General features: G+C 43.9%; 18 protein-coding genes and 1 pseudogene. 15 read left to right on the top strand and 4 right to left on the bottom strand.

Annotated elements, in window-relative coordinates:
• The first annotated feature begins 86 nt into the window (after positions 1 to 86).
• Positions 87 to 332 carry a hypothetical protein gene (locus AND4_RS00740; protein ID WP_009840950.1) on the top strand — a complete coding sequence of 82 codons (246 nt, stop codon included), beginning with the start codon at positions 87 to 89 and terminating at the stop codon, positions 330 to 332.
• 144 nt (positions 333 to 476) lie between these two features.
• On the opposite strand, the gene malG is transcribed toward AND4_RS00740, so the two are convergent.
• From malG to malE, 3 genes are all read right to left on the bottom strand, one after another.
• The gene (gene malG / locus AND4_RS00735; protein ID WP_009840949.1) at positions 477 to 1,367 is read right to left on the bottom strand and encodes a maltose ABC transporter permease MalG; all 891 of its coding nucleotides are present in this window, start codon (positions 1,365 to 1,367) and stop codon (positions 477 to 479) included.
• A 12-nt stretch (positions 1,368 to 1,379) separates the two neighbouring features.
• Positions 1,380 to 2,954 carry a maltose ABC transporter permease MalF gene (gene malF / locus AND4_RS00730; protein ID WP_009840948.1) on the bottom strand — a complete coding sequence of 525 codons (1,575 nt, stop codon included), beginning with the start codon at positions 2,952 to 2,954 and terminating at the stop codon, positions 1,380 to 1,382.
• 79 nt (positions 2,955 to 3,033) lie between these two features.
• Positions 3,034 to 4,212, bottom strand: coding sequence for a maltose/maltodextrin ABC transporter substrate-binding protein MalE (gene malE / locus AND4_RS00725; RefSeq protein ID WP_009840947.1), 1,179 nt, complete (start codon positions 4,210 to 4,212; stop codon positions 3,034 to 3,036).
• A 664-nt stretch (positions 4,213 to 4,876) separates the two neighbouring features.
• On the opposite strand from malE, the gene malK reads away from it, so the two are divergent.
• From malK to AND4_RS00655, 14 genes and pseudogenes are all read left to right on the top strand, one after another.
• A complete protein-coding gene (gene malK, locus AND4_RS00720) occupies positions 4,877 to 5,995 on the top strand; it encodes a maltose/maltodextrin ABC transporter ATP-binding protein MalK (protein ID WP_009840946.1) in 1,119 nt (372 codons plus the stop codon).
• Positions 5,996 to 6,393: 398 nt separating this feature from the next.
• Positions 6,394 to 7,812 (top strand): undecaprenyl-phosphate glucose phosphotransferase, encoded by a 1,419-nt coding sequence (locus AND4_RS00715; protein WP_009840945.1) that lies wholly within the window; start codon positions 6,394 to 6,396, stop codon positions 7,810 to 7,812.
• Positions 7,802 to 9,028: an outer membrane beta-barrel protein gene (locus AND4_RS00710; protein WP_009840944.1), complete on the top strand. Its 1,227-nt coding sequence runs from the start codon at positions 7,802 to 7,804 to the stop codon at positions 9,026 to 9,028. Before AND4_RS00715 ends, AND4_RS00710 begins: the two co-directional genes overlap by 11 nt.
• A gap of 12 nt (positions 9,029 to 9,040) precedes the next feature.
• Positions 9,041 to 9,574 (top strand): polysaccharide biosynthesis/export family protein, encoded by a 534-nt coding sequence (locus AND4_RS00705; RefSeq protein WP_009840943.1) that lies wholly within the window; start codon positions 9,041 to 9,043, stop codon positions 9,572 to 9,574.
• Positions 9,574 to 11,769, top strand: a complete 2,196-nt coding sequence (locus AND4_RS00700; RefSeq protein ID WP_009840942.1) for a polysaccharide biosynthesis tyrosine autokinase — start codon at positions 9,574 to 9,576, stop codon at positions 11,767 to 11,769. The genes AND4_RS00705 and AND4_RS00700 overlap by 1 nt, the downstream gene beginning before the upstream one ends.
• The gene (locus AND4_RS00695; protein ID WP_009840941.1) at positions 11,747 to 12,562 is read left to right on the top strand and encodes a putative capsular polysaccharide synthesis family protein; all 816 of its coding nucleotides are present in this window, start codon (positions 11,747 to 11,749) and stop codon (positions 12,560 to 12,562) included. The genes AND4_RS00700 and AND4_RS00695 overlap by 23 nt, the downstream gene beginning before the upstream one ends.
• Positions 12,559 to 13,611, top strand: coding sequence for a glycosyltransferase (locus AND4_RS00690; RefSeq protein ID WP_009840940.1), 1,053 nt, complete (start codon positions 12,559 to 12,561; stop codon positions 13,609 to 13,611). Before AND4_RS00695 ends, AND4_RS00690 begins: the two co-directional genes overlap by 4 nt.
• Positions 13,577 to 14,746 (top strand): annotated as a pseudogene (locus tag AND4_RS00685) (O-antigen ligase family protein); the annotation flags it as partial. The gene AND4_RS00690 and the pseudogene AND4_RS00685, both read left to right, overlap by 35 nt.
• Before the next feature lie 130 nt (positions 14,747 to 14,876).
• Positions 14,877 to 15,710, top strand: coding sequence for a putative capsular polysaccharide synthesis family protein (locus AND4_RS00680; protein ID WP_009840938.1), 834 nt, complete (start codon positions 14,877 to 14,879; stop codon positions 15,708 to 15,710).
• Positions 15,707 to 16,738 carry a glycosyltransferase gene (locus AND4_RS00675; RefSeq protein ID WP_009840937.1) on the top strand — a complete coding sequence of 344 codons (1,032 nt, stop codon included), beginning with the start codon at positions 15,707 to 15,709 and terminating at the stop codon, positions 16,736 to 16,738. The genes AND4_RS00680 and AND4_RS00675 overlap by 4 nt, the downstream gene beginning before the upstream one ends.
• Positions 16,739 to 16,746: 8 nt before the next feature.
• Complete coding sequence (locus tag AND4_RS00670) at positions 16,747 to 18,054, top strand: polysaccharide biosynthesis C-terminal domain-containing protein (protein WP_009840936.1); 1,308 nt, start codon at positions 16,747 to 16,749, stop codon at positions 18,052 to 18,054.
• Positions 18,055 to 18,056: 2 nt separating this feature from the next.
• Positions 18,057 to 18,446, top strand: a complete 390-nt coding sequence (locus tag AND4_RS19325) for a VanZ family protein (protein WP_009840935.1) — start codon at positions 18,057 to 18,059, stop codon at positions 18,444 to 18,446.
• A gap of 162 nt (positions 18,447 to 18,608) precedes the next feature.
• A complete protein-coding gene (gene yqfB, locus AND4_RS00660) occupies positions 18,609 to 18,929 on the top strand; it encodes a N(4)-acetylcytidine aminohydrolase (protein WP_009840934.1) in 321 nt (106 codons plus the stop codon).
• A 352-nt stretch (positions 18,930 to 19,281) separates the two neighbouring features.
• On the top strand, positions 19,282 to 20,718 hold the full coding sequence (locus tag AND4_RS00655; protein WP_009840933.1) for a catalase: 1,437 nt from the start codon (positions 19,282 to 19,284) through the stop codon (positions 20,716 to 20,718).
• Between the two features lie 233 nt (positions 20,719 to 20,951).
• Here AND4_RS00655 and AND4_RS00650 read toward each other — a convergent pair whose 3' ends face one another.
• On the bottom strand, positions 20,952 to 22,823 hold the full coding sequence (locus tag AND4_RS00650; protein WP_009840932.1) for a fructose-specific PTS transporter subunit EIIC: 1,872 nt from the start codon (positions 22,821 to 22,823) through the stop codon (positions 20,952 to 20,954).
• Between the last annotated feature and the right edge of the window lie 17 nt (positions 22,824 to 22,840).

Below are 22,840 nucleotides of genomic sequence, written 5' to 3'. Positions count from 1 at the left end.
CATACACGACTCTAATTGTCATAAATATTTCACTTTGGTTTGATTAAATCCTCCTTCAATTTTTGGCATTGAACAGAGTTCGTATCTTGAAATTAAAAGAGACCACATTAAGCGAACCCACGTTGACTAATTTAAAAGCGGTCGAATATCAGTGGGTACGCACCATGTATGTAGAGGGTTATAAAGAGGACGAAATTAACCACTACATTCAAACCTGTTTTGGTGGTGATAACACATTTGCCGATCTTTTCCGACGCGTCGCATTACAGCAAGAGAGTTTGTACACACTGCTCCAATATGTTGGCTGTGCACCTTCTAGCCGTGAGTTTTGACCGACGATCTGTGCGTAACGCCAAAATAGCCTGATATCACGGATCGGCAGCCAAACCAGAGTGATAATATCGATGCTAAAAACAAAGACGACCATATGGTCGCCCTCTCGTTGTTATTCTTTCTCTCTCAAAAACCAATAGAGATTACCCTTTCACCCCACCAGCCGTCAGACCACCGACCAACCAACGTTGTGCGAGTAAGAATACGATTGTAATTGGTAGTGCAGATAGTACTGCTGCTGCTGCGAAGTCACCCCATAGATAGTTTTGAGGATATAAGTACTGCTGCATACCAACGGCTAAAGTGTAAGAGTCAACATCAGAAAGTAATAGAGATGCGACTGGTACCTCACCAACAACGCCGATAAATGACAGGATAAACACTACGGCAAGAATCGGCACGGATAGTGGCAGTAATACCAACCGGAAAGCTTGCCACGGCGTTGCGCCATCCAATGCTGCGGCTTCTTCTAACGAGTTATCAATCGTCTCAAAATAGCCTTTAATCGTCCAAACGTGCAACGCGATACCCCCCAAGTAGGAGAAGATCAGACCACCATGGGTGTTCAAGCCAAGGAAAGGAATGTACTGCCCTAGCTTGTCAAACAATGCGTACAAAGCCACCAGAGCGAGCACTGCTGGGAACATTTGAAAAATCATCATCGCTTTCAAAATGGTATTTTTGCCTTTGAAACGCAAACGAGCAAACGCGTATGCCGATGTGGTAGACAAGGCCACAATAAGAATTGAGGTAATTCCAGCAACTTTTACCGAATTCCAGAGCCAAGTCAGTACCGGGAATGGAGGAGGGGTGACCGATCCATCTGCATTTGTTACCGAGAAGCCTAATGCAAGCTTCCAGTGTTCTAGCGATGGGTTGTCAGGAATCAAGCTCCCCGTCGCAAAGTTACCCTCACGGAATGAAATCGCAATGATCATCAATAGTGGAAAAATGATAAGTGACAGGAAAGCCCAAAGAGCAATATGGGTCGCCCAGACTCGGTACTTTAAAGATTTACCTTGCACAATAGCCATGGTCGTTGCTCCTTAGTCCTGAGATAGCTTGGTGAAACGAAGGTTCAGCAGTGCTAGCGCGCCAACCAACAGGAAGATAAGCGTTGCAATTGCACTTGCGAGACCGAAGTCCTGACCACCTGCCCCTTCAAATGCAATACGGTACGTGTAACTCACAAGTAGATCAGTGTAGCCCGCTGGCTCAGAGGTACCAATCATGTTTGGACCACCGCCAGTCAATAGCTGAATCATAACGAAGTTGTTAAAGTTAAACGCAAAGCTCGCAATCAGTAGTGGAGTCAAAGGTTTAATCATCATTGGTAAAGTCACTTTAGTGAAATTCTGAACAAAATTCGCACCATCAATGGCGGAGGCTTCGTAAAGGTCGTCTGGAATCGCTTTTAGAAGGCCCATACACAAAATCATCATGTAAGGGAAACCAAGCCAAGTGTTCACAATCATCACCATGGTCTTGGCTAATAATGGGTCAGAGAACCAAGATGGACTGATGCCAAAGATGGCGTTTAATACCATGTTGATTTCGCCAAAACTTTGGTTGAAGAGACCTTTAAAGATCAGGATTGAGATAAATGCCGGAACCGCATAAGGCAGAATCAGCAGCACTCGATAAACTGCGCGGCCCTTAAGCTCCTCCCACTGAACCACACTCGCAAGAACCAAACCAATCACTAACGTGAACATAACCGTCAGAATTGAGAATACAACCGTCCAAATGAAAATACTGATGAAAGGTTCTTTAATGCCATCATCTTTCCAAACGCGCTCAAAGTTGCCAGTACCGATGTTTACAACGAAACCAGGAGAAACCGTATCACCAACAAACTGACCGATTTCATCTACTGGCTGGTAATAACCTAAGTCCATATTTGGACGCAGTAGCTCTTGCGTGCGATTATTGAATATTGATTCACCATCGTCTTGAAGCGTGTACAGTGGAACCACTGCTGCGAACTTTCGTAAACCGCTCATACGAATGTCATCACCACTCGGAAGATGCAGGTCAACACCACTCAGGGCACTACGATTCTTAACGATGATTTTGATTGGCTCTTTTTCACCTTTAATTTCAGTGATAGGCGCGAGATCAAGATCCGTTGCCGAGAAGCCATCGAGTTGGAAGACCGGTGTGGCCAGTAGTTCGTCGCCTTTTTTGACGACAATCTGGTGACCTTGTTCTGTCTTATACAAAGTGAACGGGAAGCTTTCACCACTTTGATAAGTTCTGTTTAACAGTACAGTCTGTGCACGATCTAAAGAAAGCTGGTTTTTCGCACTGTAATTAGTAAACGCTAGACCAACGGTATACGCCAAAGGAAATAGGATGAATAAAATCATCCCAGCAATACCAGGGTAGATATATCGGTGAGCATAAGCTTTCTTACTACCAAAAACGTATAGCGCCAAAGCAGTGAGAATGATAGTAAGTAATGCAAACGCAATCTCACCGCGAGAATACATTAAAATCGTTGCGTAGCCGTTAATAATGCCGACTGTGCCCAATAGTGCCCATTTTGTGAACACTTTTTTGCTGCTTGGTAGGCTGGCTTCTGGTGCTGTCATAGCATCTGTATCTTGAACTGACTGCATAGGGAACCTGCTAGCGAGTATAGGGGAAACATGAAAAAGTAAGGAGGAGTCTCCCCCTCCTTAGAATGGTATTACTGAATTATTTAGTCATTTGTTTTTCAGCGTCTGCTAGAGCCGCATCGACCGTTTGACGACCGTCAACAACGTTGATGATAGCGTTCTTAGTCGCTCCCCAAAATGCATTCATTTGCGGAATGTTTGGCATGATTTCGCCGTTCATCGCGTTGTCCATCGTCGCGGCAATACGAGTGTCTGAATCAAGCTCTTTTTGGAACGAGTTAAGGGCAACGGCACCAAGTGGCTTGTCGTTGTTAACCATGCGTAGACCATCATTAGTTAGCAGGTAGTTTTCAATGAACTCTACCGCTAGGTCTTTATTCGGAGACGCAGTACTGATACCAGCAGTGAGCACTCCAACAAACGGTTTAGAAGACTGGCCTTGGAACTTAGGTAATGTTGTTACACCGTAGTTGATGCCAGATTTTTCGATGTTGCCCCAAGACCATGGACCGTTGATAGTCATGGCTGCAGTGCCTTGGTTAAACGCAGACTCAGAGACCGAGTAATCCATATCTGCTGAGATTACACCTTTATCTACTAGTCCTTTCACGAAGCTCATCGCGTCTTTCACGCCCTCTTTTGCGACACCTGCATCCTTGATGTCGTAACCTTGAGTTGTGTATTTAAACGCGTAGCCACCATCAGCTGCCATTAACGGCCAAGTAAAGTAAGGTTCTTTTAGATTCCACATGATCGCAGACTTGCCATCTTGCTTGAGTTTTGCATCCAGCGCTGCCACTTCTTCCCACGTCTTAGGTGGTGTTGGGACAAGATCTTTGTTGTAGATTAAAGATAGAGACTCAACCGCTACAGGGTAACCGATCAGTTTGCCATCGTAACGCACCGCATCCCATGCGAAATCAACAATACCTGCTTGGATTTCTTTAGAAGGTTTAACTTCAGCAAGTAACCCTGATTCTGCGTAGCCACCAAAACGGTCGTGAGCCCAGAATACGATGTCAGGACCATCACCTGTCGCTGCAGTTTGAGGGAACTTGTCTTGAAGGCCGTCTGGGTGAGCCACTGTGACTTTAATACCAGTGTCTTCTTCAAACTTCTTACCCACCTCTGCAAGACCGTTGTAACCCTTGTCGCCATTGATCCAAATGGTCAGTTGTCCTTCTTCGATGGCAGCATTCGCACCAAAAGAACCTAAACCGATAAGGCTACTAAGTGCTACAGCGCTCAATTTTTTCATGTTCGTATCCTTTTATATTTTTGATGTAGGGCTCGTCCAGTGAGGTTCAGCCGTATTTCGACAGCTATCATCTGAAATTATCGATTGCCTCTCATCCTCCTATTCTCTACGCCCTCGCAAGTATGGCGTATTTTCGTGATCTGAATCGCCAAGGGTCAGCGACTAAAATCACAAAATGAAGACTTCTTGTGATCGGTTTCAACTTTAAGCCGTTAAATTATGTGATTTCTGCCCAACTCCACCTTTCCTCTCCCCTTACTACTCCTCCCCACCTACTCCCCCTGCAATAATTTCGATGAGGAGGATGTAGCAATGAACACAATCTTAGAAACTGCATTCGTCCAAAGCATGGATGGTAGGAACCCTTTCTAATCATTAACTATCCTATCGATAAAATATTTATTGGTTTTTGATTGCCTGGCGAGTCAAAAAATATGATTGGTGTTGTTTGTGGTAATTTCTTCACGGGGGAAACACCACCAATCATGTGGGGGAGAGTGACTCGTATTAGGCCATGGGGGTAGTGCTCAGTTCAGGAAATTTACAGCACTACCCTATTTTCTCAACAATACCAAATACTTAACGAATCCTTATGTCACTGCTCGCTAGATAATTCATATTATGATGAGCGGTGAATAATAACAATTGATCGAGGACGAACTGCATGGCCAGTGTCACGTTAAAAAATGTTTGTAAAGCTTATGGCGACGTACTGATTTCTAAGAACGTAGACCTAGAGATCAACGAGGGCGAATTCGTTGTATTCGTCGGCCCATCCGGCTGTGGTAAATCTACCTTGCTGCGTTGTATTGCTGGCCTTGAGGATATTACCTCAGGTGATTTGTATATCGGCAACCAGCGGATGAATGACGTAGAGCCATCCAAACGTGGTGTTGGTATGGTGTTCCAGTCTTACGCGCTTTACCCACATCTAAATCTTTATGACAACATGTCGTTTGGTCTCAAGCTGGCGAAAGCGGACAAAGCAGAAATCGACAAGCGTGTTGAACACGCAGCAGAAATCCTACAGCTAGGCCACCTTTTGGAGCGTCAACCAAAGGCACTTTCTGGTGGCCAACGCCAGCGTGTTGCTATCGGTCGTACACTCGTGTCTCAACCAGATGTCTTCCTTCTTGATGAACCACTATCAAACTTGGATGCGGCATTGCGTGTAAACATGCGAGCGCAAATCACAAGGTTACAACGCCAGCTCGGCTGTACCATGATTTATGTCACTCACGATCAGGTCGAGGCCATGACAATGGCTGACAAGATTGTGGTGCTAGACGGCGGTTATGTTTCACAAGTTGGTAAACCATTGGAGCTTTACCACTATCCACAAAACCGCTTTGTTGCTGGCTTTATTGGCTCACCAAAGATGAACTTCATGAGTGTGTTCATAGATGAAGTTGAAGCAGAACGCGTAAAAGTGCAGCTTTCTAACGGCGTTTCTTTCTGGATCCCAGTAGATGGCACGACAGTGAGCCGTGGTGATCGCATGTCTCTTGGCGTTCGCCCTGAGCACCTAATTGAAGCAGCAGACGCTGATGCTTCAATTGACGGTGAAGTGATGATCGTTGAGAAACTGGGTAACGAGACTCAGGTCTACCTCAACCTTGAAGGTGCAGATGCTGACGTTATTTACCGCCAACCAGATACATTGCAAGTTGAGCCTGGCGACAAGTTGAAGATTGGCATTCCAGCACATCGTTGTCACCTATTCCACAGCGACGGCCGAGCATGCCGACGACTACACAAAGAAAACGGCATAGATTTCGAGTAAAACGAGTTTCCCTTGTGATGACCATCAATCCCTCTTCCAAGAGGGATTTTTTATTTCTGAAACTAATGTATTAACCCCTAATCCTCGGAAATAATTAGCTAGAACATAAGAAAATTAAAACAATAGTTTCCTCTCTATCCTACACAGCTAATACTTTTATTCCTACTTCCTAAGCAAGTACTAAGTTTTTCCTAAACTCGCATTATTCACCACTGGTCTAAATTTCATTCTTATTTCCACTTACCCAAACAGGGCAAGTTTTTAAACTTGTTGCAGAAATCTGACGGGTCAAACCCAATCCATTTCACACATATGCCTAATAATACAAAACGTTAATAACACGGACATTGAGGTATCACACTCAATGGCGGTAGCGTGTCCACAGGGAAATTTAAGTTATGAAACACAAAGGACTTATTCGCTCGCATGAGGTGGAATTTGCTTTTTTGTACCGCCTAATTGATCTTGTTGTCATTGTGTCATTGATGTTGCTACTCGCAATGAATGGGATAAGTACTTCGAATGAACTAATCACTTCGATTGAGAAAGACTATGTGATTTTATCGTTCGTAGCTAGCCTCTCATTTTTGGTCATGGCAGAAAGTGGCGATCTATATCGTTCTTGGCGTACCAGTTCTTTCAAGGAACAAATCTTCATTACGAGCTTATCTTGGCTGGTTACCTGTACATTCCTATTTCTAATTTTGTATTTGTCTCATGTCCATCAGATGTTTGATAAGAACATTTTAGTAATGTGGTTAATTTTAACCCCCATTTTATTAGCTTCTTGGAGAATCATCTTCAGATTCGCTTTAGCCTACATGCGTAAACTGGGCTACAACACCAGAACCGCAATTATCATTGGTCAAACTGAACATGGCATTACACTTGCGAAAGAACTTGAAAACCATACCGAACATGGTGTGCTTTTTGATGGTTTCTATGATGAACGAGCTGTAGATCGTCTGCCAAAATCCAAATACACAATCAAAGGTGGTGTCAGTCTTGCACTCGAGCGAGCAAAACGCGGCGAAGTCGATTACGTGTATATCGCAATGCCGATGCACGCCAATGAGAGAATCACTTTGTTCCTCAACCAATTCTCAGATACCACGGCGAACACTTACCTGATACCGGATTTTTTTACTTATAACTTGCTGCATTCTCGATGGGATCAAATCGGGCCGGTCCAAACTTTAAGTGTGTTTGATACGCCTTTTGCTGGAATCTCCTCTTGGATAAAGCGCTTAGAAGATATCCTGCTATCTAGCATTATTCTTCTCATCATTTCTCCCGCTTTACTCGCTATTGCAATCGGTATCAAAACAACATCAAAAGGGCCCGTTATATTCAAGCAAGCACGTTATGGCTTGGATGGTCGAAGAATTGCAGTATGGAAATTTCGTTCAATGACAACCATGGAACAAGGCAATAACGTAAAACAAGCCACCAAAAACGACCCTAGAATCACACCATTTGGTGGGTTTCTACGACGCACATCTCTTGATGAATTGCCTCAGTTTTTTAACGTGTTACAGGGCACTATGTCTATTGTTGGCCCCCGCCCTCATGCCGTGTCACATAACGAAGAATATCGCCAGATCGTCGATCGCTATATGCTTCGCCACAAAGTAAAACCGGGCATCACTGGTTGGGCACAAATCAATGGCTACCGTGGTGAGACAGATACGCTCGACAAGATGGAAAAGCGTGTCGAATTCGATCTAGATTACATCCATCAGTGGTCAGTTTGGATGGATATCAAGATAATTTTTTTGACCATTTTCAAGGGGTTTACGGGTTCCAATGCGTACTGAGAGCCTTACGATGAAAGCTTCCATATTAGCCGTCGTGTTTGCGATGGGGTCAGCAACAACTCTGGCTGAGCCGATGGCGTATAAAACCGAGTCTGGAATTGAGTTCATTCCTTCTTTAGGCCTGTTCTACGAGGGTGATGACAACATCAACAAAGCTGAGCGTGAGGAAAACCTAGAGTCGACCAATATTTGGGGTGTAGAGCCAGCCCTATTAGCTAAGATTGAACGCAATCAATACCGAGCAAACTTACTGTATAAATTAAGTGCTGGTTTCTCCTCAGATGGTCAAAATGATTACGATGATCACTCATTTCAATTTACTAACTTTTTCGAGTTTAACCGCCGTAATCGATTGGTTGTCGACTACCGATTTCGCGCTCAGCATGAAGAAAAAGGGGAAGAGTTCACTGAAGGGCGAGGCAATTTGCAAAACGACCCTGTTGAGTTTTATCGCAACGACCTGAGAACAAACTACGTGTTCGGCTCAAATGGGGCAAAAGGTAGGTTGGAGCTGGGAATTGGTTACCATGACAAAACATACCAAAACTATCGCGAAGGACTATCAGGAAAGCCTGACGCAAAAACCAAATATAACGATTTTCGCTCGCCCAATGTCCACTTTGAGTTTTATCTTAGAGCAACACCAAGGACCTACTGGTTGGTGGGAACTCAACAAACCAAGACCGATTACCTGTCAGACAAACCTTCTGTTGCATCTAAAGACAATTACTCCGGGTTCTACTACACAGGTGCGCAGTGGGAAGTCACAGGGAAAACCAAAGGCATCATGCGCTTGGGTTATCAAATCAAAGATTTCGACAGCCACCAACGTCAAACCTTTAATGGATTAAGCTGGGATATTGGCTTGGAGTGGCAACCTCAAGAGCAATCTCTGATCACACTCAAGACCACTCAATCGGCAGTAAGCCCTGATCAAGAGGGCGATTACGACTTACAAACTCAATACATCATCGATCTTAAACACGACTGGAATAGCTACCTAGCGACACGCTTTAAAACGGTATATCAACAAGATGTCTATACGGGCATCACTCGTAATGAAGATCGGTATGCGATCTCAGCGGGACTTGATTACCAAATAAAGCGTTGGATCTTATTGCAAGCGGATTGGCGCTTTCAAAATAAAGATTCCAACTGGCAAGGCTATAGCTTCGAGCAAAACATCTGGTCCCTTAGTGCTCAATTTTCTTTGTAACAAGGAATAAGAATGAACTTACTAGCAAGGTTATTTGGTTTGGTATTTGTGCTACTCAGCACGCCTTCTTTTGCCAGCGCCAACGAACAAGATTACTTACTCGATAAAGGTGACACCATCTCGGTTCAGGTCTACGGTGAGGAAGATCTCTCCATAAAAAACATCCTGATCACCTCAGATGGCTTTTTTGATTATCCCTACCTAGGACGAATTAAAGCCATCCAAAAAACACCAAAACAGCTTCAGTACGAGATTGAAACAGGGCTCAAAGGCGACTATCTCATCAACCCAAAAGTCATGGTGACAATCAATAGATTTCGGCTTTTCTATGTAAACGGTGAAGTCAGACAACCCGGCGGATTCGAATATCAACCTGGATTGACGATTGAAAAATCCATTGCGTTAGCGGGCGGTTTAACTGATAGAGCATCTCGTAATAGCATCAACCTCACTCAACACACAACAGGTAAAACGATCGAAAGCGTCAGTATGCATCGCTCTGTAGAACCAGGCGACATTGTATTTATCGACCAGAGCTTCTTCTAATGACAGGCAATTCAATGAACGCAAATCATTCTATTCAAGCACCTTCTAACCATGTCCCATTAATTCGTTTTGGGCATTATTTTAGAACTCTCAAGAAAAATTGGTTGAGCATATTAGCGTTCACCATCATCTTCTCCCTAACCTGTACTTGGTATATCTACTCAAAGAAATCAGTTTATCAAGGCACGGCTACCCTGCTTATTCAAGAAGAGCAGAAAAGTGCGCTTTCTATTGAGGAAGTGTACGGTGTTGACACCACAAAAAAAGAGTATTTTCAAACTCAAATCTCGATTCTCAAGTCCAACCATATCGCAGATAAAGTGATTACGAAATTGGATCTTGTTCGTAATCCAGAGTTCACTCGCCCAAGCGGCATTAAGAAAAAAATCGATGAGATCAAAGCGATTCCTTTCGTACAAGACCTCCTGAATGTCGCACCTAACCCAAAGGAAACATCGCAACACACAAAGCCTTATTATCAAGCACTTCAGGTCTTCAGGGAAAAACTTGATATTGAGCCCGTACGCAATACACAGCTGGTCAAAATCCACTTTCGCTCTACTGATCGACAGTTAGCCACAACCGTTGCCAACGCTGTGGGCCAAGCTTATATTGATGCCAATTTTGAGGCGAAGTTGACAGTGACACAAAATGCGACAACTTGGCTCACCGATAACTCACAAAAGCTAGAGGAACGATTAAAAGCATCCGAGCAGGCACTACAAGATTTTTTAATGCAAGAGGGATTAATCGATATCAATGGTATCGATGACATCTATGCCAATGAGCTTGAGGAACTAAAAAGCAAACTCAACGCTGCGGTAAACAACAGCATTGAGGCGCAAACATTAATTCAGATGCTCAAGCGTAAATCTGCACAAAACATTGATAGCTTATTGTCAATTGATGAATTTGCCAACCAAGCCCAAATCCGTGATTTAAAAATGTCAGAAGCTCAAGCAGAAAAAAACCTATCTGAGCTTTCTCAACGTTACGGCCCAAAGCACGACCTGATGATTCAGGCCAAGGCACAATTAAAGTCTATCCAAGCTAGAACTGAAAAGCTTATTCGAGAGATTTCATTCAACAAGCAGCAAGACTTGCTCGCAGCGAAAGCGCAAGAAGACATGCTAAGGGCAGAACTGAATAGAAAAATATCCGACTTCCAGATGCTAGGCTCGCAAAAGGCCCGATACGAACAACTCAAGCGCGAAGTTGAATCAAACACAGAGCTTTATGAAGCCTTCTTAAATCGTGAAAAAGAAACCAATGCCACTAGTGATTATAAGAACGTTACCGCTCGGTTTACTGATCCTGCAATTGAACCTCTGTTCCCTATCGCTCCACAACGTATGAAGCTTGTACTCATTGCAACATTGTTTGGTTTTGCGATTGCTTGCGCACTAGTGATCGTCCTTGAGACACTTCGCGATGTGATCCGCACCTCTTCAGATGTCCAAGAGAAGCTCGGGGTAATCTGCTTAGGTACCATTCCAAAAGTAAAAAATCGAGCTCTTTGCCAAAAAGGCATTTCCTACTCAGCTTACTTTGACAAAGATGAAAAGACGTTTGGTGAGGCCTGCCGCTCTGTTAGAACCTCCTTACTAATAAGGCTTACGGATTCTAAGCAGAAGATACTGCCATTTACTTCAGCCATCCCAGAAGAAGGAAAAACATCAACCAGTATTAATATGGCCGTCTCATTCTCGTCAATGGAGAAGGTGCTACTGATTGATTGTGATCTACGCAAACCATCGTTAGCAAAGCGATTTAATCTGCCAGAATCCAACTCAGGCTTAACCAATATCCTTACGATGGATACCCCTCTAAGCGAATGCATCATCAGAAGCGAAGAGGCAAACTTAGATATACTTCCTGCGGGTATTATTCCACCAAACCCACAGGAACTATTGTCATCTGATCGTTTCGAAGCCCTGCTTGAACAGCTCAAAGGTCGATACGATCGCATCATCATCGATACCCCACCTCTGCTCTCCGTCAGTGATGCACTAATCCTTGGTCAAAAAGCCAATGGATTGATAACGGTTATTCGCTCAGAGTCAACAAAAACAGAGCTGGTTAATTTGGCGTTATCTAAACAGATCCAACATTCGATACCCTCTCTTGGGGTTCTTATCACTCAGGCGAAATCTAAGGAAGTAGAAACACGTTATGTCCCAAAATACGCCTACTAATCAAAGCATGCAGTGGTATCAGTTGCTAAAGAGCCAAGAGCGCCCCGTCCTCATCTACCAAATGGGAAAAGTGGGATCGAGTGCATTGGAAAAATCCATTCCGAATTCGATTCACTTACATGACCTGATGTCGATACAAGCGAGTAAACAAATTTCACCCGTTCGCGCTCAACTGCACAAACCCGTTACGAATCAGATAAAACGCGTACTCAAACGAACCATCATGTGTCGCATGCTTAAACGTAAGCAGCAGGTTCGTATTATCTCTTTGGTGCGCGAGCCCGTTGGTAGAAACATCTCTATGTTCTTTCAGTCACTGCCATTTTGGATGGCCGATAAATACCTCAAAGATGACAGTGCAGTGCGTTCTGAACGCCCGCAGTTACTCCATGAAGCGTTTGAAGAACATGTGAACCATCAATACCCATTAGAGTGGTTTGATAATGAAATCAAAGCACTGACAGGCATTGATGTTTTTGCTAAGCCCTTTGATCAAGCAGTGGGTCACCAAACATACCAAAACCGCAACTTTTCACTCATGGTTATTCGTATCGACAAACTCGACCAATCACAACAAGCCATCAGTGAATTTCTACAACAAGAGGTGGCTGTTGTTCACGACAACCAAGCCGACAACAAGTGGTATTCCCCTCTGATCAAAGAGTTTAAAAATTCATACCAGCCAAAGCCTGAGTTTGTCGAGGAGATGCTGTCATCAAAACTGACCAAGCATTTCTTTGCTGAGCCTGAAATCGAAAAGTTCAAACAAAAGTATCTAGCGACTGAGTCATGAAGAAGAAAATACTGCATATTATCAATGACCTATCAAAAAATGGCGGCGCGCAGAAGTTTCTCGTCGACTTGGTTATGGAACATTCATCAGAGTATGAAATTAAAATCCTCGTACTTTGCGATGACAACGATTATTTGGCGCAACTCACCTCGAATGGTATCGAATGCTTTAATTGGCCGTCCCTGACGCCTAAACAGAAGTGGTCTTTACTACGCTGGCCAGATCTCGTGCATGGACACTTGTACCCGTCTATCTATTTGGCATTGCTTGCCGTTGGTAAAAAACGCATACAAACCGAGCACTGCACTCACAACCGCCGCCGTGACTACCCGTTATTTAAGTTTATGGAATACCTGCTTTATCGTGGTCACAATCTTACGGTCAGCATCAGTGAAAAAGTCCAAGAAGAACTGATCAAGTTCATGCCTCGCTTTAAGCATAAATACCACGTAGTACACAATGGTGTCGACCTTACCCGCTTCCCTCTTACAACAAAAAGAGGTAGCCAGCTTATGGAAAAAACCGCCATAAAAATAGGTATGGTGGGCCGTCTTCATCAGCATAAAGACCATGAGACTTTAATCCGTGCAATTGCCCTTCTTCCCGCTAATTATCAGCTTCACCTAGCAGGTGACGGAGACAAGAGAAACGATCTGGAAGCACTTTGCCAACAACTCAATGTTACTGAGCGCGTTCAGTTTCATGGTTTAGTGTCCGATATCCCCACTTTTCTGTCTGGCTTAGACGTGTACATTCAATCATCACATGTCGAAGGATTTGGTCTAGCGGCGGTCGAAGCAATGGCAGCAGGATTGCCGGTGCTCTCTTCAGACGTACCGGGGTTAGATGAAGTCATAGGCAATGATGAATATATGTTCACCGCGGGAAAATCAGAGCAACTCGCAGACAAGATCTCTCAACTATGCACCGCCGTCGATCTTTATGATAAAGCAAGCGCATACGCAGTGAATCGTGCCAAGTTATACACCATCAATAAATTCCGAGACGGGTACTATGGACTCTACCAACAACTCTGCGCCAGCAAGTAACTTTGTATCGCTATTCGCAGCCATAACTCTCGCACTGTTTTTTGCTCCAATAAAAATAGAGGTTGGAGGCCTTGAGTTAGCATTGTCAGACATCGCGAGCTTACTGTCGTTGGTTTTTGTTGCACTGGTTATTCTTGAAAGAAAAGCGCAAAAGCTGCTCCATCCTTATATTGGTTTTTTGCTGCTATTTACCACTTATATCTTTATCAATGGCCTGATAAATCGCGTTTCGCTCATGCCTTTAGTCATTGAAACTGTCCAATGGGTAGCAATTCTTGGTTTACTCGGCTTGTTGTATGCCTATGGCACATTCGATGATGAACGCGTGATGGTTTATCTTACTTATTGTTTATTGGTGGTATGTAGCCTAGTCGCTACATGGCACTTCGCACAAGGTTATCACAGCGGCTTCAAATTACTCGGGGTGAGCAAGTACGCATTCGGCGTTTTGTGCTCCCTACTCTATCTCTATCGTGATCGTATCCGGGCGTTTCCTCTCTTGATGCTGTTCGCCTTCGTACTTTTAGTTTTGTCTCAGGAAAGAAAGGCCTTACTTGGTTTCTGTTTACTCGTCGTAATCGATAGGTTATTTATTAGGCGGCTGATACAGAATACGCTGAGCGAGACTTACACGTGGACACTTTTTTTCACTGGTGTCCTGATTGTCCTGGCTGCCGTTTCTACAACACTTTATGTCGGCTTTGATCAACTTGCCGACAAATTGGAAATCACCCATGAAGACATCCTCTTCGCCAATCAAAGTGAAGCGCGTTGGGTTTCCAATTTACACCGTAAATTACTATTGGCAAACGGCTTGGATATCTTACTTGAGCATCCTATTTTAGGTGTCGGGGCAAAGATGCTACCCAGCTATATGATCGACTATTTCAATTATGAAGAATTAGCCATTTATACCCATAATTTTATACTCGACACCTCGATAGAATATGGCTTACTTGGCATTACTTTACTGTTTGGTGGCTACTTCCTATTCATGAAGGCTTGCTTCAAAAAATTGAAAAAAAACAAAAAAAGCCTATTACTCTCTATTTACGCACTGAGTATGGTGTTTTTTGTCGCCGTCAATACCACCATCATTTTAATACTTTTACTGCCCGTCATGATCAGCAAAAAGTAACATCAAAATCGTCATGCCATGTATCTGAAGTAATCTAATCATCGCCATCAATCCGACTTATCAAATTAAACTCACCATCACAGCAACGATGCGGAACAAAGAAATTTAAAAATCAAAGGTAGAATAAATGAAATATTCAATCTCTCGACAATTCAAAAAAAACCGAGAACTTCAAGCGGACAATTTTGTGTTGGTCTATCAAATGGGCAAAGTGGGATCATCATCTATCGAGCACACACTTGGCGAGAGAAAGATTCCAAGCTATCACATCCACACCTTTGATGATCATGAGGAGTTCCACATGTATCACAACAAAAAGGACGTAAGTAAATTTTTTGATTTTAAGAACCGTACTATGTACCGTCTCGTGCTCAATAGACGTAGACGCATTCTACAAAAGCGAGCACATATCAAAATCGTTACCCTAGTCCGAGACCCTATCGCAACCGTGTTTTCACGTTTTTTCCAAGACTTACACCTTCAATTTATTGAAGGGAAAAAGAACGAATCCATTCATCGTGATATAGATGTGACCTACAAACATTTAGAGCACTGCTTCAATACTCACATCAACCTAAATTACTTTGCCAACTGGTTTGACAATGAACTTAAACATAACTTTGGCATCGACATCCTTCGGCAAGATATTGATAATAAACAGCCTTTTTATACATTCAATAACCAACGAACCAGCGTTATGCTGATCAAATGTGAACAACTTAGCTCTCTCGACCAAGAGATTGGTGCGTTTCTTCAGCTCGACGATTTCGCCCTTAAAAACAGTAATGAAGCTAAGAACAAATGGTATGCCATTATTCACCAATACTTTAAAGAACATTACGACTTCTCCAAACTTTTCTACATGTATGATCTTCCTTTATATCGCCATGTTTACTCAGAACAAGAGCGTGAAGCGTTTAAAAATAAATGGAAACAAACACCAGGGACGCAGTCATCATGAAAAAAGTACTGCATGTTACTGAAGCCTTCGGTGGGGGGGTTCAAACCGCGCTATACAGTTATGTCCATTCATCACGTTTAGAACCTTATAGGCACTCACTGCTTGCACGCGCGCGATCTAATGATATGACAAAGGAATCGAGCAACCATCTTTTTAGTCAGACAAAATGGGTTGATGGCAATCTGCTCCAGTTTATGAAAGACGCTAATGCATTTATTGCTGAGCTCAAACCTGATGTGGTTCATTTACACTCAAGCAAAGCCGGCTTTCTCGGTCGCTTTTTAAAGCTTGGCGGTGCACGATTAGTTTATACACCTCATTGTTATGCTTTTGAACGTGAGGACATTTCCGGCTTAGCTAAAAAGCTCTACAAAACGTTAGAAAAAATAGCCATCAGTAGGATTGATGTGGTGGCAGGATGCAGTCAGCGCGAGTGTGATTTAGCCATCAGCATAGGTGCCAAACGTGCTAACTTGCTCAACAATTACGTGACGTATGAAAGTGTAGAACGCGCAGAGAACTCAGAAAATACCGCACTAAAACTTGTGCTACTTGGCCGCATATCACCTCAAAAAGATCCTCAGTTTTTACTGGATACATTACGTTATATCGACTCAGAAAAAATAACACGAAAATTTGATATCACTTGGATTGGAGGCGGCGACACAGAGTTTGAAAACCAGCTACGCTCACAAGGTATCACAGTCACTGGAATGATTCCTCGCGATGAGGTTGTTAATCGACTCAAAGATGCGGATTTGTATCTGCATACTGCCGCTTGGGAAGGCATGCCTCTCACCATCCTTGAGGCCGCAAAATTACATTTACCCATGATCATTCGCTCCATTGGCGCCACCAAAGAGCTTAATTACCCTTTCTTAGCACAAGATCCCCAAGAAATGGCAAGACAGATGATTCACTGTATCAACCACTATAACGACATCGAGTTCTATCAATATACAATGGAACTCAATGATGCGTTTAGCGAAGATAAACAACGCCTAGCGCTCAACAGCATTTATTGCTAGAGGATCAAATGCTTTCACATCTACGAAAAAAGCGCGCTGTCACTCAAAACGGCGAGCAAAGCCTGTTTTCTCTCAGCTTACAAACCGCAGTGACTCGTGTTTTAAGTGTCGGCTTTACATTTCTTTTGACACTCATCGTTTCTCGATCGGTCAATACATCAACATCTGGACAATTTTTCTTTTTGTTCAACCTCGCTTACCTCACTGCCATTGTATCTCAGTTAGGATTTGATGTTTCGCTTGTCAAGTACAACGCTATTGGTTTCTCTCATAAAAATAGCGAAGAACAAAGCAACAACTACCGTATCGCACTCACAAGAAGCTTACTTTTTAGCCTAATAGCATGCTCCGTTATCTACCTCGCCTACTATTTTTTTCCAAAACACGTCAATACAACTGGCGTGTCCAGTGTTGCATTCGCACTTGCTTTGTTGTCGATTCCGTTACTCGTTATTGGACAAATAAACAGCCGGGCATTGCAAGCCTCAAGAAGAATCATACCCTCTTTATTTGCATTGCAACTTGGGGTTAGCTCTCTAATGGTCATGCTGGTATTGGTCGCTCAGAAAGCGTATTCAATAAATACTGATCTCCTAATGGTCTTGCTCGTCATCGCAACGGGGATTATCGCACTCCAATCTACGATCAAATGGCTCAACTCTGACCAGTATAGCCATGGTAAAACTAAGCAAAATGCTGAGCTAGTCGATTGTGCAAAACAAGTCTGGCTTGGCAGCATCTTTTCCAATTTGGTTCAGTGGGGAAGTTTGGTTATTGCGGGCTTCTTTCTTACGACTTCTGATCTTGGCTTACTCGCCGCGGCACAACGTACCTCGTTACTTATCGGTTTTGTGTTAGTCACGATTAACTTTGTCGCCGCTCCCATGTTTGCGTCGCTTTATAAGGAAGGAAAAATAGACCAACTGCGTAAGCTAAGTCGCTTAGCATGTCGCGCAAATATTGCTGCTGCAATGATTCCAGTCTTTGTGTGCGTCGTATTCCCTGAGTTCGTGATGCAACTGTTCGGAAACGAGTTTGTCACTGCAGCCCCCTTACTGGTAGTGCTGTCACTGGGGCAATTAGTCAATGTGACAACAGGTTCTGTGGGTTTTCTATTGATTATGAGTGGCAATGAAAGGACCATGAAATACATCACCATAATATCAAGCATCCTCTCCCTCACTTTGCTTGTGACACTGTCTCATTGGTACGGCGTGTTGGGTGCAGCTTGGGCAATGGCGGTTGGTTTAGCAATTCAAAACTTAGCTGCGCTCTATTACGTGAAACGTTATCTTGGTTTTTTTCCAGTAGGGTAGATATGAAACATACAATTGCACGAATTAGCCTCATTGGAGTGCTATTTCTTACTATTTTTTTATCGCTGTGGAAGAGTACCCACATCAATCATGCCATGTATCAGCAACTAGAGAATTACGTTGGCGGCTCAAGCACATTCCATTTTACCTTTAGCCTTCTGATTGGTTTTCTGGCGGTATTTAACTTTCCGAAATGGAAGACAGCAACAAGGTTGGATATGTTTGGTCTCCGCCTGTTGATTATTTTGTTGTGTATTGTTTCTCTCGAAGAATTTAGCCAACTCTTGATCCCCTCTCGCACTTTCAGCTTTGAAGATTTGAGTACCAATTGGATAGGTATCATCTCTGGCTATTTTTTTGCTAAGTTGATAACGCTCTTTTCTAATCCGTAACACGTTGAATTTAAGGTACATCGTAAATTTAAGATAATGAGATACGCCTGCTGAGGGCAGGCATATCCTTCTTTTACTCTATCGGGTACCTCCGCATATTTTTACTCTTTTCCAACCGGGAGATATACTTCTAATTCCAAAACATCACTACGAGTATCGGTTATGTCCTCACATCCAACGAAAATCACCTTCTTCGAATTCTTAACACCACTTATCACCGCGGGCAAAAAGACCATCACAATCCGTGATGAATCAGAAAGTCACTATGTGCCAAACACCGAAGTAGAAGTGTTCACGCTAGAAACCGACCGCAAGGTCTGTAATATTAAAATCCTATCTGTCGCACCACTGCGGTTTGATGATATTAATGAGTTCCACGCAGAGCAAGAAGCGATGGAACTGCCGAAACTTAAGGCACTTATCCGCGAAATCTACCCGAACATTGATGAGCTTTATGTTATCGATTATGAGCTGATCAAGTAGAGACGACTGCTCACTACAAGGCGCATAATGAATCGACGGACTTTCTATGGCTAAATTAATAATCACCAACCTGAACCAAATCGTTTAAGTTTCTGTCTATTTCCGATTCAGTTGAGATAGACAGAAATTATTCATATTAGCCATATCCAAATGCCATCTTTAATCCATACGATAAATAATGCCATTTGACACAAAGACATTGTTTAACAACAACTTAAATCATAGGTGATGTCTATCACACCAATTGATAATAACCATTTTTTTCTACTCAATTGCAGCGCTATTCTCCTCACATGACTTTTCGATATGCATCTAATAATCGATTCATTATCACTATTGCAAGGAAACTCAAATGAGTAAGAAGCTGACGACAGCAGCAGGTTGTCCTGTTGCACATAACCAAAATGTTATGACCGCGGGCCCTCGTGGACCTCAATTATTACAAGACGTTTGGTTCCTCGAGAAACTCGCTCATTTTGATCGTGAAGTGATCCCAGAACGTCGCATGCACGCAAAAGGCTCTGGTGCTTACGGCACGTTCACTGTCACTCACGACATTACCAAATATACTCGTGCTAAGATCTTCTCTGATATCGGAAAAAAAACTGAACTCTTCGCACGATTTACTACCGTAGCTGGCGAGCGCGGAGCTGCTGACGCAGAACGTGACATCCGTGGCTTCGCGCTAAAATTCTACACAGAAGAAGGTAACTGGGATTTGGTTGGGAACAACACGCCAGTCTTCTTCTTACGTGATCCACTAAAATTCCCTGACCTAAACCACGCGGTAAAACGTGATCCACGCACTAATATGCGCAGCGCGACCAACAACTGGGACTTTTGGACATCACTACCAGAAGCGTTTCACCAAGTGACGATTGTAATGAGCGATCGTGGTATCCCAGCTTCTTACCGTCACATGCATGGTTTTGGTAGTCATACCTTCAGCTTTATCAACGCCGAAAACGAGCGTTACTGGGTTAAATTCCACTTTAAAACTCAGCAAGGCATCAAAAACCTAACTGACCAAGAAGCAGAAGCCATCGTAGGTAAAGACCGCGAGAGCCATCACCGTGACCTTTACGAAGCCATTGAACGTCAGGACTTCCCTAAATGGAAGATGTACGTACAGATCATGCCTGAATTAGAAGCGGATGAAGTCAACTTCAACCCATTCGATCTAACAAAAGTATGGTCTCAAAAAGACTACCCATTGATCCCTGTCGGTGAATTTGAGCTAAACCGTAACCCAGAAAACTTCTACGCAGAAGTTGAGCAATCAGCGTTCAACCCAGCAGCGATTGTACCGGGTATCGGCTTCTCTCCAGATAAAATGTTACAAGGTCGTTTGTTCGCCTACGGCGATGCTCAGCGTTACCGACTTGGTGTGAACCACCATCAAATCCCAGTAAACGCACCGCGCTGCCCTGTTCACAGCTACCACCGTGATGGCGCAATGCGCGTTGATGGTAACTTTGGTTCCACACTAGGTTATGAGCCAAACTACCAACAAGAATGGGCAGAGCAACCCGATTACTCTGAACCACCACTGCGTATTGATGGTAATGCTGATCACTTCGATCATCGTGCAGATGAGGACTACTTCAGCCAAGCGGGTGACCTATTCCGTCTGATGAACGAAGAACAACGTCACACTCTGTTCGACAACACAGCTCGCGCAATGAATGCTGTGCCAGAGTTCATCAAACAGCGTCACGTTCAGCACGCTTACCAAGCAGACGAAGCGTACGGAAAAGGTCTAGAGATGGCACTAGGCCTAAATAACTAGGCTTCAATAACTGGACTTCAAAAAGCAATCGAGACGGCAATAAGCACTTTGCAAACAAGTCTTCTGCAATAACTCCTCAGCAACAATTCATCTGCGTTGAACGGACATAAAAAAGGAGGTGATCTAAAGCACCTCCGATTATTGACGATTCCCACCTACGAAGGTGGGTTCGTCAACAATATGAGTCTTCGCAAACGCATGGGGCTCACTAGCAGAAAGCCTTAATTATATGGTTAAGGTATTTTTTTCGCCCGTAGCAGCGCTACGGCATTGAGCATCGCATCTTTAGTACTGACATCCAACACCTTCATTTTTCTGAATCGCTGTGGTTCTTTGATGGCCACATCGTGAGCGAAGATAACAAACCTCGCCTTGGCGATATCTTTGTCAGTGATCCGGTTAATGATGCCGTTCGCACCTTGCGTTTCGACCTTTATCTTAATGCCTAACGCACAGGCAGCTTTCTCTAGTGACTTCGCCGCTAAAAAGGTATGAGCTACGCCAGATGGGCAAGATGTCACGGCAAGAATATCTGCGTCGCCCTCGCCCTTTACAGACGTGTAAGCTTGAGATTGCCCAACCAAACTATCGTCTTCTTTGACCGTCTTCTTAAGCGCAATAACGATCAGTGCAGTGGTAAACGAGCCTGCGAGCGTACCGGCAATGTAGCCAATCTTGCCGTCCACAACTGGCAATACAACCCAGCCCCCCCATGGAGCGTGGTTAACCACATGGAACATAAACCCCATCACGTTCCCGACAATACCACCAGCAACAATCGCAGGTAGGACGCGAGCTGGGTCACTGGCAGCAAAAGGGATCGCACCTTCACTGATACCAATCATCCCCATGATACCCGCCGCCTTGCCTGCTTCACGTTCTTCACGTTTAAACTTACTTGGCGATAAAAAAGTGGCTAAGGCCATGCCGAGAGGCGGAGTACAAATTGCGATACCGACGCCACCCATTAGCCATGGCTGTGTATTGACTTGAGTCTGAGCAAACAAGGTCGCCACTTTGTTAATGGGACCGCCCATATCAAACGCCGTCATTGCGCCCAATACAGTGCCCAACATCACTTTGCCGGAACCCGCCATACCAGTAAGCACGTCATTCATGGCCGTCACGGCGCTGGCAATTGGTGAGCCGATCACCCACATAACTGCACCGCAGGTAATAAACGTGCCAACCAAAGGATAGATGAAGATCGAGCCAAGCGAACTCATGCTGTCCGGCAACCGAAGTTTCTTCAGTGACCAAACCACAAAACCTGCAAAAAAACCGACAACAATCGCGCCCAAGAAACCCGTGTTGTAGTGGCTAACCGCAATCCATGAACCTATCATGCCTGGAGCAAGACCCGGCTTATCAGAAATCGAGTAGGCAATGTAACCGCCCAATATCGCCGTAAATAGCGTCAAACCCGCAATACCCATCTCGGCAATATCAGCCAGAATGCCTTCTTGTGGAACACCACCGCGACCCGAGATCATCACAGAAAGAGACAACAACACGCCACCTGCGACAATAAACGGAATCATGTGAGAAGTGCCGAACAGTAAGTGCTCTTTCATTCTGCTTAGCTTTTGCGCCCAAGGACTGGAGGGTTCAGACGTAAACTCCATAGGGTCTATGCCAGAGGTATTCATGTTCGATTGAATATCTGTAAGTAACTCACGCGCGTCGTCCACCGACTCCGCTGCTTTTAACTTATTGACGAAACCGTCTTCAATGATTTTGGTGGAAATTTGTGCCAAGACTTCGATGTGGTGATGGTCATCCCCATCCGGAGAAGCCAGCATGAAAAATACGTCAGACAGTTCACCGTCTTCTGCACCATAATCTATACCTTTTCGGCTGATACCCACTGCAACGGCAGGTTTAGCAACCGCATAACTTTTTGCGTGTGGAATAGCAATCCCCTCGTCAAAGCCGGTATTACCAATTTCTTCTCGTTTCCAAATGTCCGCCAAGAACTGACTTTTGTTATTGAGCTTGCCCGCCACATCCAATAATTCGACGAGCTCTTTGAGCGCTTCATCTTTAGTTCGTGCTTGCAAATCCAAGCAAATGGTTTCCGGCTCGATAAGGTTTGTTATGTCCATTGTTTATACCTTGCAAT

Origin of the sequence: Vibrio sp. AND4 (assembly GCF_000171815.1) — a bacterium.
Lineage (GTDB): Bacteria > Pseudomonadota > Gammaproteobacteria > Enterobacterales > Vibrionaceae > Vibrio.
This window is presented reverse-complemented; position numbering and strand designations above follow the sequence as displayed.

Coding starts and splice junctions, on each gene's coding strand:
- malG (WP_009840949.1), bottom strand. CDS start 1,367: ATGGCTATTGTGCAAGGTAAATCTTTAAAGTACCGAGTCTGGGCGACC.
- malF (WP_009840948.1), bottom strand. CDS start 2,954: ATGCAGTCAGTTCAAGATACAGATGCTATGACAGCACCAGAAGCCAGC.
- malE (WP_009840947.1), bottom strand. CDS start 4,212: ATGAAAAAATTGAGCGCTGTAGCACTTAGTAGCCTTATCGGTTTAGGT.
- malK (WP_009840946.1), top strand. CDS start 4,877: ATGGCCAGTGTCACGTTAAAAAATGTTTGTAAAGCTTATGGCGACGTA.
- AND4_RS00715 (WP_009840945.1), top strand. CDS start 6,394: ATGAAACACAAAGGACTTATTCGCTCGCATGAGGTGGAATTTGCTTTT.
- AND4_RS00710 (WP_009840944.1), top strand. CDS start 7,802: ATGCGTACTGAGAGCCTTACGATGAAAGCTTCCATATTAGCCGTCGTG.
- AND4_RS00705 (WP_009840943.1), top strand. CDS start 9,041: ATGAACTTACTAGCAAGGTTATTTGGTTTGGTATTTGTGCTACTCAGC.
- AND4_RS00700 (WP_009840942.1), top strand. CDS start 9,574: ATGACAGGCAATTCAATGAACGCAAATCATTCTATTCAAGCACCTTCT.
- AND4_RS00695 (WP_009840941.1), top strand. CDS start 11,747: ATGTCCCAAAATACGCCTACTAATCAAAGCATGCAGTGGTATCAGTTG.
- AND4_RS00690 (WP_009840940.1), top strand. CDS start 12,559: ATGAAGAAGAAAATACTGCATATTATCAATGACCTATCAAAAAATGGC.
- AND4_RS00680 (WP_009840938.1), top strand. CDS start 14,877: ATGAAATATTCAATCTCTCGACAATTCAAAAAAAACCGAGAACTTCAA.
- AND4_RS00675 (WP_009840937.1), top strand. CDS start 15,707: ATGAAAAAAGTACTGCATGTTACTGAAGCCTTCGGTGGGGGGGTTCAA.
- AND4_RS00670 (WP_009840936.1), top strand. CDS start 16,747: ATGCTTTCACATCTACGAAAAAAGCGCGCTGTCACTCAAAACGGCGAG.
- AND4_RS19325 (WP_009840935.1), top strand. CDS start 18,057: ATGAAACATACAATTGCACGAATTAGCCTCATTGGAGTGCTATTTCTT.
- yqfB (WP_009840934.1), top strand. CDS start 18,609: ATGTCCTCACATCCAACGAAAATCACCTTCTTCGAATTCTTAACACCA.
- AND4_RS00655 (WP_009840933.1), top strand. CDS start 19,282: ATGAGTAAGAAGCTGACGACAGCAGCAGGTTGTCCTGTTGCACATAAC.
- AND4_RS00650 (WP_009840932.1), bottom strand. CDS start 22,823: ATGGACATAACAAACCTTATCGAGCCGGAAACCATTTGCTTGGATTTG.